Source organism: Klebsiella ornithinolytica (assembly GCF_030505655.1).
Taxonomy (GTDB): Bacteria; Pseudomonadota; Gammaproteobacteria; order Enterobacterales; family Enterobacteriaceae; genus Klebsiella; species Klebsiella ornithinolytica.
Genome location: NZ_CP130153.1, coordinates 3,449,729 through 3,465,718, shown reverse-complemented (window position 1 = coordinate 3,465,718; position 15,990 = coordinate 3,449,729). Strand labels below are relative to the sequence as shown.

Here is a 15,990-nt window from a genome sequence, read left to right as displayed (position 1 = left end):
TCCGCAGTCGTAATATAAGGAACAGACTATGAGCCAGTTAGACGAGCTGAAAAAATATACCACCGTGGTGGCCGATACCGGTGATATCGAATCGATTAAAAAGTTTGCCCCGCAGGATGCCACCACCAACCCTTCGCTGGTGCTGAAGGCCGCGCAGCTCCCGCAATATCAGGCGCTGATTGCCGACGCAATCGGCAAGGCGCGTCAGCAGGGCGGCAGCGCAGAAACCCAGCTGATTAACGCCTGTGATCAGGTCGCGGTGGATATCGGCACTGAGGTGCTACGTCACGTGCCGGGGCGTATTTCTACCGAAGTCGATGCCCGTTTTGCCTGGGATCGCGGGATGTGCGTGTCGAAAGCGCGCAAGCTTATCCAGATGTATGCAAAGAACGGCATTGGGCCGGAGCGCATCCTCATCAAACTCGCCGCCACCTGGGAGGGCATTCGCGCCGCAGAGGAGCTGGAGCAGAGCGGCATCAACTGTAATCTGACCCTGCTGTTCTCCTTCGCACAGGCGCGGGCCTGCGCCGAAGCGGGCGTCTTTTTAATCTCGCCGTTCGTCGGGCGTATTTATGACTGGTATCAGAAAAACCAGCCGCAGGCTGAGTATCAGGTCGACAGCGATCCGGGCGTGGTTTCCGTGCGCCAGATTTATCAGTACTACAAATCTCACGGCTACGACACCGTGGTGATGGGGGCTAGCTTCCGCCGCATTGAGCAGATCCAGGCGCTGGCGGGCTGTGACCGTCTGACCATCTCCCCGGCGCTGCTCGATGAGCTGGCCGCCAGTGCAGGGACGCTGAGTCGCCAGCTGGCGCCAGGCTGCGTCACGGAAACTCGCCCCAGCCCGATGACGCAGGCGGCGTTCCTCTGGCAGCATCATCAGGATCCGATGGCGGTGGAAAAACTGGCGGAAGGTATCCGGCTGTTCGCCGTCGATCAGGTCAAACTGGAAAACCAGATTCAGCAGATGCTGTAAGGGCAGGGAAAGAAGCTCATGAACACCACGAAAACCCCCCGCCGTCTGTGCGCCAACGCACTGCGTGCGCTGAGCATGGACGCGGTACAGAAAGCCAAATCCGGCCACCCCGGTGCCCCGATGGGGATGGCTGACATTGCGGAGGTCCTGTGGCGGGACTTCCTGAGACATAACCCGAACAACCCGGCCTGGGCCGACCGCGACCGCTTTGTGCTGTCCAACGGCCACGGCTCGATGCTGATTTACAGCCTGCTGCACCTCACCGGTTATGATCTGCCGATCGAAGAGCTGAAAAACTTCCGTCAGCTGCACTCTAAGACGCCGGGCCACCCGGAAGTGGGCTACACCGCTGGCGTAGAAACCACCACCGGCCCGCTGGGTCAGGGTATTGCTAACGCCGTGGGCATGGCTATCGCGGAAAAAACGCTGGCCGCGCAGTTCAACCGTCCGGGCCACGATATCGTTGACCACTTCACCTACGCCTTCATGGGCGACGGCTGCATGATGGAAGGGATCTCTCACGAGGTCTGCTCCCTGGCCGGTACCCTGAAACTGGGTAAACTGGTGGCGTTCTATGATGACAACGGTATCTCCATCGACGGTCATGTGGAAGGCTGGTTCACCGACGACACCGCTAAACGTTTCGAAGCCTACGGCTGGCACGTGGTGCGCGGCGTTGACGGTCACGACGCAGACGCCATCAAACGTGCGGTAGAAGAAGCGCGTGCGGTCACCGACAAACCGTCCCTGCTGATGTGCAAAACCATCATTGGCTTCGGTTCCCCGAACAAAGCGGGCACCCACGATTCTCACGGCGCGCCGCTGGGCGATGCAGAGATTGCGCTGACCCGCGAACAGCTGGGCTGGAAATACGCGCCGTTCGAAATCCCGTCTGAAATCTACGCACCGTGGGATGCCAAAGAAGCAGGCCAGGCGAAAGAAGCGGCCTGGAACGAGAAGTTCGCCGCCTACGCCAAAGCCTTCCCGCAGGAAGCCGCTGAATTCACCCGTCGTATGAAGGGCGAAATGCCGGCTGACTTCGACGCCAAAGCCAGTGAATTTATCGCTAAGCTGCAGGCTAACCCGGCGAAAATCGCCAGCCGTAAAGCGTCGCAGAATGCGATTGAAGCGTTTGGCCCGCTGCTGCCGGAATTCCTCGGCGGCTCTGCTGACCTGGCGCCGTCCAACCTGACTCTGTGGTCTGGTTCGAAAGCGATTAACGAAGACACCGCCGGTAACTATATCCATTACGGCGTGCGTGAATTCGGCATGACCGCGATCGCCAACGGGATCGCTCTGCACGGTGGTTTCCTGCCGTACACCTCCACCTTCCTGATGTTCGTGGAATATGCCCGTAACGCGGTGCGTATGGCGGCGCTGATGAAACAGCGTCAGGTGATGGTCTACACCCACGACTCCATCGGTCTGGGCGAAGATGGCCCGACGCACCAGCCGGTAGAGCAGGTGGCGTCCCTGCGCGTGACCCCGAACATGTCCACATGGCGTCCGTGTGACCAGGTGGAATCGGCGGTGGCGTGGAAATATGGCGTTGAGCGTCACGACGGCCCGACCGCGCTGATCCTCTCCCGTCAGAACCTGGCGCAGCAGGATCGTACTGCAGAGCAGCTGGCGAACATCGCTCGCGGTGGCTACGTGCTGAAAGAGTGCGCCGGTCAGCCGGAGCTGATCTTCATTGCCACCGGCTCTGAAGTGGAGCTGGCGGTTGCCGCGTGGGACAAACTGACTGCCGAAGGGGTGAAGGCGCGCGTGGTCTCCATGCCGTCTACCGACGCGTTCGACAAGCAGGATGCGGCGTACCGTGAATCGGTGCTGCCGAAAGCGGTCTCTGCTCGCGTGGCCATTGAAGCCGGCATCGCCGACTACTGGTTCAAATACGTCGGCCTGAATGGCGCTATCGTTGGCATGATCACCTTCGGTGAGTCTGCGCCGGCAGAGCAGCTGTTCGAAGAGTTCGGCTTCACCGTCGACAACGTGGTCGCGAAAGCGAAAGCGCTGCTGTAGTCATAGCGTCGCAGAACGCGCGGGCTTTGGCTCCATGAAATGAAAAGGGGGTTACCTGACCAACCGGCAGGCAACCCCTTTGACCTCGTCGCCGGGCGGCGCGGTTATTGTTTACCCATCGCGTCTTTGCCCATTTTGTCTTTCGACATTGAATCTTTGGCCATACCGTCTTTGCTCATACTATCCTTCGACATCCCATCTTTCGACATACACTCTTTTTTCATGCTATCTTTCGTGCAGTTGTGAGACATCTTACCCATATTATCTTTGGCCATGTTATCTTTCGCCATATTATCGGCAGCGTAGACGCTGGATATACCGAAAAATAAAGCAGAGCACATCAGTAAGGTATTCATTTTTTTCATTTGGTAATTCCTTCATGTTGTATAAATAACGGATGATGACGGCTATAAATTAACTACCCGCGAACCAGTTATAACCCTGGTCTTCCCAGTAGCCGCCGGGGTAACGATTGGTCACTTCAATCGCCATAATATGTTTCGGGTTTTTATAGCCGAGCTTGGTTGGAATTCTTAACTTCATCGGAAAACCATATTTACGCGGCAATAGCTGGCCATCGTAGGTTAATGCAATAATCGTCTGGGGATGGAGCGCAGTGGCCATGTCAATACTGGTATAATAATTATCAGCACAGCGAAAACTGACGTAGCTGGCGTGCAGATCGGCACCGATCCTTTTGAGGAAGAGGGCAAAAGGAACCCCGCCCCATTTACCAATGGCGCTCCATCCTTCCACGCAAATATGCCGTGTGACATGGCTGACCTGCGCCATTGTATGGAGTTCGGCCAGTGTCCAGGGGCGTTTGTCCGTTACTAATCCCGTAATTTCAAGGCGATAATCGCTGGCATCGATCGTAGGCGCCTGATCCTCGCTATAAAATGCATTAAACGGGAAAGGGCGAGCGATCCTACTTTCGGGATAAACCGGCGCAAGGTTATCAGGATTAAATAACCAGTGTTGAATACGATCGTTAAATCGGGAGATCTGGCTTAAGGTTTTTTCGACCTCGCTGTTATTGCTGATATCGCAACCGGTTAACAGCATCAGGCCGCCAAAGGTTAATCCCTGCCTGATAAAGCGGCGGCGGCCTTCCGATGAGAGCTGCTTGTTAATTTCCCGGCTCGCCTCCTGAACGACGATTGTCTTGTCGGCTGCGGAGAGTAAATTTTTATGATTGTTCACTGTATTTTCCTTATCGTCCGCGGAGCATCGCCAGTAACGTTTTCGGGACCAGCAGCACCATCAGCAGATGAATAACGACAAACCCCATCAGTGCGGACATCGCCAGGAAATGAATCACCCGTGCATTGTCATATCCCCCGAGTAAGGTTCGTAGCAGCGGAAACTGCACAGACTTCCAGATAACCAGACCGGATAGCGCCAGAATAATGCTATCGAGCATGACGAAGAGATAGGCCAGTTTCTGGACGTAGTTATAATGGCCGGGATTGTCATGTGTCAGCCTGCCGCGTAATGCGGAAATAAAATCGTGAATGACCCCTCGTGGCGACAGCGGCCAGAATTGTTTTTTTAAGCGTCCGCTGACAACATTCATCAGCAGGTAAAATACACCGTTAAGAGCAAATAACCACATTGCTGAAAAATGCCATTGCAATGCGCCGGCCAGCCAACCGCCAAGAGTCAGTGCATCCGGAATATCAAAATTAAACAACGGTGATGCGTTATAAATACGCCAGCCGCTGGTCACCATAATTAATATCGAAAGCGCATTGACCCAGTGGCAAATTCTTAACCACAAAGGATGAACGATAGCGGGTTTCACCTGACCTGAGGGGCTGTTCATCATGATATTCCCGGTTATTGCGTTAATCACAGTGTGGCCTGAATCTGTTCGCCGATGTATCACGAAAAGTTAAATTAAATGTGATAACTCGCGATGCAAATGTCGTATAGACTTTCTCTGAAAGCGATCAATAAGGCGGCAGCGATGAAGCCCAAAAAAGTGTTAATTATTGAAGATGATGAAAATATCGCGGAGCTTCTGCAGCTACATTTATGCGAAGAGGGCTATGAAATCAGCCATGCTGCTGAAGGCGTCGGTGGGCTGGCGATGGTCAGGCAGGGCGGCTGGGACGCGCTGATCCTCGATCTGATGTTACCGGGCATCGACGGTCTGGAGATCTGCCGGCATGCCCGCACTATGGCAAGCTACATGCCGATAGTGATAATCAGCGCGCGCTCAAGTGAAGTCCATCGTGTCCTGGGGCTGGAGCTCGGGGCAGATGACTACCTCGCGAAACCCTTTTCAATGCTTGAACTGGTGGCGCGAGTGAAGGCGCTCTTCCGCCGTCAGGAGGCCATGACCCAGAATCTGATGCAGGACGCCGGCATGTTGCATATTGACCGGCTGGCCATCGACCCGCTTGCGCGCGAAGCGCGCCTGCGCGATCTCCCGCTTGACCTGACGCCGCGCGAGTTCGACCTGCTGTGGTTCTTTGCCAGGCATCCCGATAAGGTCTTTTCCCGCATCAGCTTGCTCAACCAGGTCTGGGGCTATCAGCATGAAGGGTATGAGCATACGGTCAACACGCACATTAATCGGCTGAGGATGAAAATAGAAGATAATCCGGCGGAGCCGGAGTTTATCCTGACGGTTTGGGGAAAAGGCTACAAATTTACGGCCCCGCACCCCGAGCCTGGCTGCTGAAACAGTCCGCCGGCGCGAGTCGAATGCGGCGCGAGTACCACTCGTACTTTCTTCGCTGCGCGCCGCTGTCTCGCTCGCCGTTCACCGGCCTCTCTTCTGCCGATAGCGCGCGCTGTCGCGGCGGGTGAAAAGCCATCTCCCATCACATTCGCCGCCGCCAGACGAGAATTGTTGTGCGTGAACGCTAAATTTTGCACATCTGTTTTGGTTGGCTGCCCGGGTTGTTGCCAGATTTAGTGAGAGTTCGCGTGCACACCGGACCGCATCACTTACACAACATATCAGCCAGTCGCGGAGTATCAGTCATGCATCCACCGATGATGTATCAGGATTTAACGACCCGGGCGCTCATTGAACATGCCGCGCGATATCATAGCGATACGGGAATTGTCTCGGTCGGGACGTTGGGGGGAAGGGAGTACAGTACCTGGGGAGAGGTGGCGGATAACGCCCGGCATCTGGCCTCCGCCATGCATCGGCTGGATCTCCCGGCAGGCGCCCGTTGCGGCACGCTGGCGTGGAATAATCGCCGTCATCTGGAAATCTATTTTGGCATCAGTTCTGGGGGATGGGTGACGCATACCATCAATCCACGCCTGTCCGCGGAACATCTCGCCTTTATCATCAATGATGCCGCGGACGAGATTCTGTTTTTCGACTACACCTTTCTGCCGCTTATCTGCGCGCTGCGGCCCCAATTGCCAACGGTAAAGCATTTTGTTCTGCTGGCGCCGCGGAATGACGAAGCGCTCGCCGCGCTGGATGCGCTGCTGTTTTTTGATGAGCTGGTCGCTGAAGCGGATCCGGCGTATCGCTGGCCCGAGGTGAGCGAAGATTCTCCAGCCTCGCTGTGCTATACCTCCGGGACCACGGGGAAGCCGAAAGGGGTGCTGAATACCCACCGCTTGCTGGTACTGCATACGCTGAGCGGCAATCAGCCGGATGCGGCCGGTATATCGGCACAGGACACGCTGCTGCCGGTGGTGCCGATGTTCCACGTCAATGCCTGGGGCACGCCTTTTATTGCCGCGATGGCGGGCGCTCGCCTGGTTCTGCCGGGGCCGAATCTGGACGGCGACAGCCTGCTGCGGCTGCTGAGCGAAGAGCAGGTCAGCGTCGCCTTCGGCGTTCCGGTCATCTGGGCCGGTTTGCTTGCCGCGCTGCGTAAATCGGATATTCGCCTGCCGCATTTTAAACGATCTTTTGTCGGCGGGTCGGCGCTGCCGCCGTCGATGATTGAAGTCTTCCGCCGCGATTATGATATTGCGCTGATTCATGCCTGGGGGATGACCGAGACTTCGCCCATCGGCACCATCAACACGCCGCTGAGCAAACATAAGGCCCTGACCCAGGAGACACAGGAAAAACGGGGGCACGGTCAGGGACGCGTCATTTTTGGCATCGATCTGCGGGTGGTGGATGCGCAGGGCCAGACGCTGGCCAACGATGGCGAAAGTCAGGGCTATCTGCAGGTGCGCGGCCATTGGGTGGCGGCAAATTACTATGGTCGTCCCGATACGGCGTTGACCGATGACGGCTGGTTCGATACCGGCGATATTGGCACTCTTGATGAGAATGGCTACCTGGTGATTCACGATCGGACGAAAGATATCATTAAGTCCGGCGGAGAGTGGATCTCGACGGTGGAGCTGGAGAATATTGCCCTTGCCCATCCGGCGATTCGCAGCGCGGCGGCGATTGCGGCGCAGCATCCGCGCTGGGATGAGCGTCCGGTGCTGCTGTGCGTCAGGGCAGAAGGGGGCGAAATTGAAGAGCCGGAGCTGCTGGCCTGGTACCAGGCACGGGTGCCGAAATGGCAGCTGCCGGACCGGATTCTGTTCATCGATGCGCTCCCCGTCAGCGCCACCGGTAAAGTCCTGAAAAACCGACTGCGCGCCGAGTTCGGTCAGATTCTGATGGCGGATGGGCGCGAGGCGGGCTAAATCGGTTTCTGGCCGCCCTAAGGTTTATGCCCCGTGAGCCAGGGGCATAAGCATTTTGCTTTCTCTGTAAGCGGCGAACAGTAAAAAAATGATGATATAAAGACAACAGATCAACGCCATCGCGCTGATGTAAGCCGGCAGGTGGGTGACGTAAATCATGCTGCACGAGAGAATGACCAGAACGATGCCGGTATACATAGGGTGGGGAAGCCATCTAAAAATGCCGGTTCTGATAGCCGACACGCCGGGCAGATAGTAACCCGCCCAGGTATGGCACCGGCCTAAATCAAGTTTGCCTTTTATCATCAGGATATTACCGATCACGGCAATCGCCAGACATCCCCATTCAATCAGGCTAATGGTTGCCACCAGAGACAGGCTATAGCCAAAAATAAGGATCGGAACCAGCCACATGAACCTTAAGAGTTTGATCGCGGCGACAGGAAACAGAGGAGAGGCCTCGGCCGGCTGCTTGCGCGGAATGATAAAGGCGGTAAATACGACCAGATTGAGCAGTGCCAGAAACAGCCATACCGTCGCCATCATGATTAACCTCGAGCCGGACATTCAGCGGTGTCATGAGGAAAAGTGTAGCTGAGCCACGCAGAGAGAGGACAAAAAAACGGCGGAGCCGGGGCTCCGCCTGACGGGATTAACGGCCCGCTTTTAGCTTCTGATAATACTCTTCATACAGGGTGCTGGCGCTGCCGACATCGTTTTGCCATTCGCCTTTGGCGATGGTGTCGGCATCCGGGTAGAGTGACTTATCATTGGCGACTTCCGGGCTGAGCATTTTACGCGCGGCGAGGTTTGGCGTCGGGTAGCCGATGGTTTCCGCCACCTGTTTTGCCACTTCCGGGCGCAGCAGGAAGTTAATCAGCTTGAGCGCGCCGTCGACGTTTTTCGCATTCGCCGGAATCGCCAGGCTATCCATCCAGAAGATCCCGCCTTCTTTCGGCCAGACGACCTCGAGCGGCGTGCCTGACTGGCGGGCAACCCATGCCGAACCGTTCCACACCATGCCGAGATTCACTTCGCCTTCCATATAGGGGTTGGCCGGGTTATCGGAGTTAAACGCCGCCACGTTAGGCATCAGTTTTTTCAGCTCGTTGTAGGCGGCTTCAATCTCTTTCGGGTCGGTAGTATTGCCGGAATAGCCCAGCTTACGTAAGGCAACCTGGAACACTTCCCGCGCATCGTCGGTCAGCAGCAGGCTGCTCTTATACTCTGGTTTCCACAGGTCGGCCCAGCTGGTGACGGTTTTCGGGTCGATAGCATCGCTATTGACGCCAATGGCCGTAGCGCCCCAGATGTAGGGAATGGAATAATCGTTGCCCGGATCGAACGGTTTATTCAGCATCTGCGGATCGAGGTTATTGAAGTGAGTCAGCTTGCTCTTATCGATCTTCTGCAACATGCCTTCTTTACGCATCTTGTCGACGAAATAGGTGGAAGGCACCACCAGATCGTACGCCCCGTCTTTATAGGTTTTGAGTTTGGCATACATGGTTTCATTCGACTCGTAAGTGGAATAGATAACCTTGATGCCGGTCTCTTTGGTGAACTGCTCCAGCAGACCCGGCGGTACATACTCGGTCCAGTTATAGAAATAGAGCGTTTTGCTGTCGTCCGCATGCGCGGCGCTGATACCCATTACCAGAGCGCCCGCTGCGAGCAGGTGGCGTGACCATTTTTTCATTTTAACGTCCCCTGAGTTTTATCACGTGCAATCAGTTGGCTGGCGATGACCATCACCAGCGACAGAACTAACAGAATCGTCGCCAGGGCGTTCACTTCCGGCGATACGCCCACTTTGACCATCGAGTAGATCTTCAGTGGCAGGATCTCGTAACCCGGGCCGGTTACGAATGACGATACCACCACATCATCCATCGATAGCGTAAAGCTCAACAGCCATCCGGCGGCCACGGCAGGCAGCGCCAGCGGCAGAAGAATTTTACGCAGAATGGTCAACTCGCTGGCGCCCAGATCTTTCGCCGCCTCCAGCATCCGCACATCAAAACCTTTGAGACGAGAATAGACCGTCACCACCACGAAAGGCAGGCAGAAGGTGATGTGCGAAAACAGCAGCGACCAGAACCCGAGCTGGATGCCGATCAGCATAAACAGCACCAGCAGGGAGATGGCCATGACGATATCCGGCGACATCATCACCACGAACAGCATCCCGCTGACGAACGGTTTACCACGAAAACGATAGCGATACAGCGCGACGGCGGTCAGCGAGCCGATCAGCGTCGCAAAGGTGGCCGATAGCACCGCCATGGTCAGCGAGTGCTGTGCTGCCTGCAGCAGGCTATCGTTGTTCATCAACAGGCTATACCACCGGGTGGTGAAGCCCTGCCAGTTAATACCAAAGCGCGAACTGTTAAACGAGTTGACGATCAGAATAATGATCGGAATATAAAGGTAAGCATAAATGGCGGTCATAAAGCCGCCGCGCAGCAGTCGACCGATCATTCGAGCTCCACCTTCTTATTCAACAGACGCGCCGCGCGCCAGTAAATTAACAGCATCAGGCCCATAACCAGCGTCAGAGTAATGCTGGTTGCGGCGCCAAACGGCCAGTCGCGGATATTCAGGAACTGACTCTTGATAACGTTACCGATCAACAGGTTTTTAGCGCCGCCCATCAGATCCGAGACGTAGAACAGCCCCATCGCCGGCAGCATCACCAGCAGGCAGCCGGCAATAATGCCCGGCATCGTCAGTGGAATAATGATGCGGATAAAGGTTTGCAGCTTGCTGGCGCCCAGATCCCTTGCCGCTTCCAGCAGAGGACGATCCAGCTTCTCAATACTGGAGTAGAGCGGCATCACCATAAACGGCAGCAGAATATAGACCAGTCCGATGATGACCGCGGACGGGGTGTACATGATGCGCAGCGGCGTATCAATCACCCCCAGCCACAGCAGAAACTCGTTGAGATACCCTTTGGTGCTGAGGAATATTTTCAGCCCGTAGATACGGATCAATGAGTTGGTCCAGAACGGCACGATCAGCAGAAACAGCAGCAGCGGACGCACTTTTTCCGGCAGCCTGGCCAGAAACCAGGCGAAAGGATAGCCGAGCGCCAGGCAGGCCAGGGTCGCCAGCAGCGCCATATTGAGCGAGTGCAGCAGCACGTCGTAATAGAGCGGATCCAGCAGGCGCGTGTAGTTATCCAGCGTGAAGACCAGCTTGACGAAACTGGCGTCGTCGCGGGTCAAAAAACTGGTACCGATGATCATCAGGTTGGGCAGGAACACAAACAGCACAAGCCAACCCACGATAGTGGCGATCACCACATTCTGGAATTTACTTGTGTTCTTCATCTGCCAGCACAACCTCCCAGCTTTCTACCCAGTTAATGGCCATTTTCTGGTCAAGCGGGTGGTCAAAGTCCGGATCGTCTTCGTTAAAGAATTCACTGACCATCACCATTTTGCCATTTTCCAGTTCGACAACCGACTCCAGCGTCATGCCTTTGTAGTTGCGCTCGCGGATGTAGCCGATCAGTCCGTCGGCATCGCTGCCGTCGTGGACTTCATCGACGCGCAGATCTTCCGGGCGCAGCAGAACGTTCAGCCGCTGGCCCCGCTTGACGGGGAAGTTGACGTAGATATTGCATTCACGGCCTTCAACACTGGCGCGGACGCGCTGCTCGTCAAGGCGTTCAATGACCGTTGCATTAAACAGATTAATCTCGCCGATAAAACTGGCGACGAACAGGTTTTTCGGCTCTTCGTAGATTTCACGCGGCGTGCCGTCCTGCTCGATTTTCCCATCGCGCATGACCACGATGCGGTCGGACATGGTCAGGGCCTCTTCCTGATCGTGGGTGACGAAGACGAAGGTGATGCCAAGCTTACGCTGCAGCGCCTTCAGCTCGTTTTGCATCTGTTTACGCAGCTTGTAATCCAGCGCCGACAGGGACTCATCCAGCAGCAGCAGGCGCGGTTTGTTGACCACTGCCCGGGCGATAGCCACCCGCTGCTGCTGGCCGCCGGAGAGCTGATGCGGTTTGCGTTGGGCAAACTCCTCCAGCTGGACCATGCGTAGCGCATCGAGGACGCGAGGCGTGATTTCCGCCGCCGGCGTTTTCTGCATCCGCAGACCGAAGGCGACGTTTTCGAATACGCTCATATGGGGAAACAGAGCGTAGCTTTGAAAGACGGTATTGACGTGGCGGTTTTCCGCCGGAACATGAGTGATGTCCTGATCTTCGAGATGAATTCGCCCGCTGTCGACGTTTTCAAGCCCGGCAATAAGACGAAGAACGGTGGTTTTACCGCAGCCAGAGGGGCCAAGCAGGGTGAGAAACTCACCGTTGTTGATGGTCAGATTCAGATCTGAGATAACCGTTTTTCCATCAAAGCTTTTGCGAATTCCCGCCAGTTGCACCAGCGGCGAAAGCGAACGCGGTTGTATATTCAATTTTTAACTCTGTCCCATGTAGACGCAGCGGACGATTGACCGTTGCGGGGTTTGTGGTTAACCACCTTTGCGGTTGCGCATAATAAACGAGGGCAAGCATTCTACGGCAATCGCTTGCGATCGCCAATGCCTGTCTCATATGGATGCACGACCTTTACAACAATACGTCGGTTCATGTATTAAATTTTTATTTGCCGGGCTAAAAATGACCTGACGCAATATTTGTCTTTTCGGGCTTATGAATAATGTTGTCACAAAAGATGAGGGTGGCTACATGGATAAATTGCTTGAGCGTTTTTTACAGTACGTTTCTCTGGACACACAGTCGAAGCCTGGCGTGCGTCAGGTTCCAAGCACGGAAGGTCAGTGGAAGCTGTTACGCCTGCTGCAGGCGCAGCTGGAAGAGATGGGACTGGTTAATGTAACGCTAAGTGAGAAAGGGACGGTGATGGGAACCCTTCCGGCCAACGTTGCCGGCGCTATTCCGCCCATTGGCTTTATTTCCCACGTCGACACGGCGCCGGACTTCAGCGGCAAAAACGTAAACCCGCAAATCGTTGAAAACTACCGTGGCGGTGATATCGCTCTCGGGATTGGCGATGAAGTGCTCTCCCCGGTGATGTTCCCGGTCCTGCACCAGCTGCTCGGGCAAACGCTGATCACCACCGATGGCAAAACGCTGCTTGGCGCCGATGACAAGGCCGGTATTGCCGAGATAATGACCGCGCTGGCGACGCTGAAGGCGAAAAACATTCCTCACGGCGATATTCGCGTGGCCTTCACGCCGGACGAAGAGGTCGGGAAAGGGGCGAAGCATTTTGACGTCGCCGCGTTTGACGCCCGCTGGGCCTATACCGTCGACGGCGGTGGCGTGGGCGAGCTGGAGTTTGAAAACTTCAACGCCGCGTCGGTGACCATTAAGATCGTGGGCAATAATGTCCATCCGGGCACCGCAAAAGGGGTGATGGTGAATGCGCTGTCGCTGGCGGCACGGATTCATGCGGAAATCCCTGCCGACGAGGTGCCGGAAACCACCGAAGGCTACGAAGGTTTTTACCATCTGGCGAGCATGAAAGGCAGCGTTGACCGGGCCGAAATGCACTACATCATTCGCGACTTTGACCGTAAGCAGTTCGAGGCCCGCAAGCGCAAAATGATGGAAATTGCCAAAAAGGTCGGTAAAGGGCTGCATCCGGATTGCTATATTGAGCTGGTGATTGAAGACAGCTATTACAATATGCATGAAAAAGTGATGTCGCACCCGCACGTCGTCGAGATTGCCCGCCAGGCGATGGTGGATTGCGATATTGAACCGCAAATGAAGCCAATTCGCGGCGGTACCGACGGTGCGCAGCTCTCCTTTATGGGACTCCCTTGTCCGAACCTGTTTACCGGCGGCTATAACTATCACGGCAAGCATGAGTTCGTCACGCTGGAGGGGATGGAGAAGGCGGTTCAGGTGATTGTGCGCATCGCGGAGCTGACGGCAAAACGCGGCGTCTGATCGCGGAGAGCCGCCGGATAGCGCGGCACTTATCCGGGCTATACGCCCGGTAAGGCGCAAGCCGCCACCGGGCAATATATGCGGTGCGATACACAATCCCGGCGTCCGGTCCGTAGGCCCGGTAAGGCGCGAGCCGCCACCGGGCAATATATGCGGTGCGATACACAATCCCGGCGTCCGGTCCGTAGGCCCGGTAAGGCGTGAGCCGCCACCGGGCAATACATGCGGAGCGATACACCATTCCGGCGTCCGGTCCGTAGGCCCGGTAAGGCGCGAGCCGCCACCGGGCAATATAAAAACGTGCGGTTGGCAAAGACTCCGTACCTGCGGAAGAGGAGATAACCTCTGATGTCAAATTACCGCCGCAGCAATATCCCCGGCGGCACCTGGTTCTTTACTGTCAATTTGCGAAATCGGCAAAGCGATCTTTTGACCCGCCATATCGATCGGCTTCGTACTGTGACAGCCGCCATTAAACGCAAAAAGCCCTTTCTGATTAACGCGTGGGTTATTTTACCCGAACATATGCACGCTATCTGGACGTTACCGGAAGGTGATACCGATTATTCGGGACGCTGGCGGGATATTAAAAAAACGTTCACCCGCGAACTGGGTATGCGCGAGGTCTGGCAACATCGTTTCTGGGAACATGCGATACGTAACGAAGACGATTACCGACGGCATATGGATTACGTTTATATCAATCCGGTGAAGCATGGCTATGTGAAGAGGGTGATTGACTGGCCGTATTCAACGTTTCATCGTGATGTGAGTCTCGGGGTGTATCCGCCGGATTGGGCCGGGGAGGTTGCCGATTTTGACGCCGGAGAGCGCAGACAGAACGCCGGGTGACGGCTTGCGCCTTACCCGGCCTACAGAATCCGGCCTCACATTCAGCCCGTAGGCCCGGTAAGGCGTGAGCCGCCACCGGGCAATACATGCGGTGCGATACACAATCCCGGCGTCCGGCCCGTAGGTCCGGTAAGGCGTGAGCCGCCACCGGGCAATATATGTGGTGCGATACACAATCCCGGCGTCCGGTCCGTAGGCCCGATAAGGCGTGAGCCGCCACCGGGCAATACATGCGGTGCGATACACAATCCCGGCACCCGGCCCGGAGGCCCGGTAAGGCGCAAGCCGCCACCGGGCAATACATGCGGAGCGATACACCATTCCGGCGTCCGGCCCGTAGGCCCGGTAAGGCGCGAGCCGCCACCGGGCATCGCGCGGTTTAGTCCTCGAAGAACCAGTAGCCGCAGTTGACCAGCGCGGCCAGCATCGCGAGGAACGACGGGTCTTCCAGCGCATCGCCAAAATGTTCCGCGTTAAGCGACAGATGCGTTGCCAGCGCGTCCAGCGCCGGACGGTGCGGCGAATTTATTTTCTCGCCGTTGACGAACACCTCGCCATCGATACGCAGCACGCGTAGCCCGCCCAGCCGCACCAGGCGATCGCCCTGTTGCAGCGCGTCGTAAATCTCATCAGGCTGATACGGCGGCTCGGCGGGAGCCACGTCCAGCTCGTGGCGGGACTGGGTGATAAACTCGCCAAACCACTGCTTAAAATGCTCTGGCTGGTTAATCAACCCCAGCATCATATCGCGCAGGCGGTCGAGTTCAGCCGGCAGAATATCCGCCGGGTGATCGCGGGAAGGCACATCCGGATCGGCATAGCGCTGGCTGCCCAGTTCACGCTGCAGAATATAGTCGGCAAAGCCGCTGAACAGCTCGCGGGCATTTGGCGCGCGATAGCCCACCGAATAGTTGAGCGAGTTTTCCAGGGAATAACCCTCATGCGGGAATCCCGGCGGAATATAGAGAATATCGCCCGGCTCCATCTCTTCATCAATGATGGCGTCGAACGGATCCACCTGCAGCAGGTCCGGATGTGGACAGTGCTGCTTCATCGGGACTTTATCGCCCACGCGCCAGCGACGCCGGCCGGTTCCCTGGATGATAAACACGTCGTACTGATCGAGATGGGGACCTACGCCGCCGCCGGGCACGGAGAAAGAGATCATCAGATCATCAATACGCCAGTCGGGGAGCGCGCGGAAGGGCTGCATCAGCGCGGCCGTCGGCTCGTGCCAGTTATTCACCGCCTGTACCAGCAGCGACCAGTTGTTTTCGCTCAGGTGATCGTAGCTTTCGAAAGGGCCATGGCTGACCTGCCATTTCCCGTCCTGGTGGCTGACCAGGCGGCTATCGACTTCGCTTTCCATCGCCAGCCCGGCCAGTTCATCCGGGCTAATGGGATCGACGAAATTAGCGAAGCCGCGCTTGAGGACTACCGGGCGTTTTTGCCAGTAGCGTTCGATAAAGTCAGGCCAGTTGAGCGTTAATTGATAATCCATTTTATTTATTCCACAGCAGGTGTCTGTCTGGGATTATACACGCCATGCTTCAAACTGCCTCTT

15 protein-coding genes are annotated in these 15,990 nt (G+C 56.2%); 6 read left to right on the top strand and 9 right to left on the bottom strand.

What is annotated here, in order from left to right:
* Positions 1-28 precede the first annotated feature (28 nt).
* Positions 29-979 (top strand): transaldolase, encoded by a 951-nt coding sequence (tal, locus tag Q1L34_RS16620; protein WP_004860586.1) that lies wholly within the window; start codon positions 29-31, stop codon positions 977-979.
* An 18-nt stretch (positions 980-997) separates the two neighbouring features.
* On the top strand, positions 998-3,001 hold the full coding sequence (gene tkt / locus Q1L34_RS16615) for a transketolase (RefSeq protein WP_327204200.1): 2,004 nt from the start codon (positions 998-1,000) through the stop codon (positions 2,999-3,001).
* Positions 3,002-3,105: 104 nt separating this feature from the next.
* Here tkt and Q1L34_RS16610 read toward each other — a convergent pair whose 3' ends face one another.
* From Q1L34_RS16610 to Q1L34_RS16600, 3 genes are read right to left on the bottom strand one after another with little or no spacing between them, the layout of a single operon-like run.
* Complete coding sequence (locus Q1L34_RS16610) at positions 3,106-3,366, bottom strand: pentapeptide MXKDX repeat protein (RefSeq protein ID WP_004860594.1); 261 nt, start codon at positions 3,364-3,366, stop codon at positions 3,106-3,108.
* A gap of 49 nt (positions 3,367-3,415) precedes the next feature.
* Positions 3,416-4,162 carry a molybdopterin-dependent oxidoreductase gene (locus Q1L34_RS16605; protein ID WP_434064503.1) on the bottom strand — a complete coding sequence of 249 codons (747 nt, stop codon included), beginning with the start codon at positions 4,160-4,162 and terminating at the stop codon, positions 3,416-3,418.
* 52 nt (positions 4,163-4,214) lie between these two features.
* The gene (locus tag Q1L34_RS16600; protein ID WP_064357789.1) at positions 4,215-4,826 is read right to left on the bottom strand and encodes a cytochrome b/b6 domain-containing protein; all 612 of its coding nucleotides are present in this window, start codon (positions 4,824-4,826) and stop codon (positions 4,215-4,217) included.
* A gap of 144 nt (positions 4,827-4,970) precedes the next feature.
* Here Q1L34_RS16600 and Q1L34_RS16595 point away from each other — a divergent pair, with 144 nt between their 5' ends.
* Positions 4,971-5,690: a response regulator transcription factor gene (locus Q1L34_RS16595; RefSeq protein ID WP_004860603.1), complete on the top strand. Its 720-nt coding sequence runs from the start codon at positions 4,971-4,973 to the stop codon at positions 5,688-5,690.
* A 305-nt stretch (positions 5,691-5,995) separates the two neighbouring features.
* The gene (locus tag Q1L34_RS16590; RefSeq protein WP_327204198.1) at positions 5,996-7,633 is read left to right on the top strand and encodes a long-chain fatty acid--CoA ligase; all 1,638 of its coding nucleotides are present in this window, start codon (positions 5,996-5,998) and stop codon (positions 7,631-7,633) included.
* Between the two features lie 24 nt (positions 7,634-7,657).
* Here Q1L34_RS16590 and Q1L34_RS16585 read toward each other — a convergent pair whose 3' ends face one another.
* From Q1L34_RS16585 to potA, 5 genes are all read right to left on the bottom strand, one after another.
* Positions 7,658-8,179, bottom strand: a complete 522-nt coding sequence (locus tag Q1L34_RS16585) for an isoprenylcysteine carboxylmethyltransferase family protein (RefSeq protein ID WP_088884055.1) — start codon at positions 8,177-8,179, stop codon at positions 7,658-7,660.
* Between the two features lie 106 nt (positions 8,180-8,285).
* Entirely contained in the window at positions 8,286-9,332 is a 1,047-nt protein-coding gene (gene potD, locus Q1L34_RS16580; RefSeq protein WP_004860611.1) for a spermidine/putrescine ABC transporter substrate-binding protein PotD, read from the bottom strand.
* Positions 9,329-10,114 carry a spermidine/putrescine ABC transporter permease PotC gene (gene potC, locus Q1L34_RS16575; RefSeq protein WP_004860615.1) on the bottom strand — a complete coding sequence of 262 codons (786 nt, stop codon included), beginning with the start codon at positions 10,112-10,114 and terminating at the stop codon, positions 9,329-9,331. Before potC ends, potD begins: the two co-directional genes overlap by 4 nt.
* A complete protein-coding gene (gene potB / locus Q1L34_RS16570) occupies positions 10,111-10,968 on the bottom strand; it encodes a spermidine/putrescine ABC transporter permease PotB (RefSeq protein ID WP_004860619.1) in 858 nt (285 codons plus the stop codon). Before potB ends, potC begins: the two co-directional genes overlap by 4 nt.
* The gene (gene potA, locus Q1L34_RS16565; RefSeq protein WP_064357164.1) at positions 10,952-12,070 is read right to left on the bottom strand and encodes a spermidine/putrescine ABC transporter ATP-binding protein PotA; all 1,119 of its coding nucleotides are present in this window, start codon (positions 12,068-12,070) and stop codon (positions 10,952-10,954) included. The genes potB and potA overlap by 17 nt, the downstream gene beginning before the upstream one ends.
* Positions 12,071-12,344: 274 nt before the next feature.
* Here potA and pepT point away from each other — a divergent pair, with 274 nt between their 5' ends.
* The gene (gene pepT / locus Q1L34_RS16560; protein ID WP_004860623.1) at positions 12,345-13,574 is read left to right on the top strand and encodes a peptidase T; all 1,230 of its coding nucleotides are present in this window, start codon (positions 12,345-12,347) and stop codon (positions 13,572-13,574) included.
* Between the two features lie 348 nt (positions 13,575-13,922).
* Positions 13,923-14,426, top strand: a complete 504-nt coding sequence (locus Q1L34_RS16555) for an REP-associated tyrosine transposase (protein ID WP_032717228.1) — start codon at positions 13,923-13,925, stop codon at positions 14,424-14,426.
* A 379-nt stretch (positions 14,427-14,805) separates the two neighbouring features.
* On the opposite strand, the gene Q1L34_RS16550 is transcribed toward Q1L34_RS16555, so the two are convergent.
* Positions 14,806-15,927: a ribosomal protein uL16 3-hydroxylase gene (locus Q1L34_RS16550; protein ID WP_004860624.1), complete on the bottom strand. Its 1,122-nt coding sequence runs from the start codon at positions 15,925-15,927 to the stop codon at positions 14,806-14,808.
* Positions 15,928-15,990: the final 63 nt, after the last annotated feature.

Coding starts and splice junctions, on each gene's coding strand:
- tal (WP_004860586.1), top strand. CDS start 29: ATGAGCCAGTTAGACGAGCTGAAAAAATATACCACCGTGGTGGCCGAT.
- tkt (WP_327204200.1), top strand. CDS start 998: ATGAACACCACGAAAACCCCCCGCCGTCTGTGCGCCAACGCACTGCGT.
- Q1L34_RS16610 (WP_004860594.1), bottom strand. CDS start 3,366: ATGAAAAAAATGAATACCTTACTGATGTGCTCTGCTTTATTTTTCGGT.
- Q1L34_RS16600 (WP_064357789.1), bottom strand. CDS start 4,826: ATGAACAGCCCCTCAGGTCAGGTGAAACCCGCTATCGTTCATCCTTTG.
- Q1L34_RS16595 (WP_004860603.1), top strand. CDS start 4,971: ATGAAGCCCAAAAAAGTGTTAATTATTGAAGATGATGAAAATATCGCG.
- Q1L34_RS16590 (WP_327204198.1), top strand. CDS start 5,996: ATGCATCCACCGATGATGTATCAGGATTTAACGACCCGGGCGCTCATT.
- Q1L34_RS16585 (WP_088884055.1), bottom strand. CDS start 8,179: ATGATGGCGACGGTATGGCTGTTTCTGGCACTGCTCAATCTGGTCGTA.
- potD (WP_004860611.1), bottom strand. CDS start 9,332: ATGAAAAAATGGTCACGCCACCTGCTCGCAGCGGGCGCTCTGGTAATG.
- potC (WP_004860615.1), bottom strand. CDS start 10,114: ATGATCGGTCGACTGCTGCGCGGCGGCTTTATGACCGCCATTTATGCT.
- potB (WP_004860619.1), bottom strand. CDS start 10,968: ATGAAGAACACAAGTAAATTCCAGAATGTGGTGATCGCCACTATCGTG.
- pepT (WP_004860623.1), top strand. CDS start 12,345: ATGGATAAATTGCTTGAGCGTTTTTTACAGTACGTTTCTCTGGACACA.
- Q1L34_RS16555 (WP_032717228.1), top strand. CDS start 13,923: ATGTCAAATTACCGCCGCAGCAATATCCCCGGCGGCACCTGGTTCTTT.
- Q1L34_RS16550 (WP_004860624.1), bottom strand. CDS start 15,927: ATGGATTATCAATTAACGCTCAACTGGCCTGACTTTATCGAACGCTAC.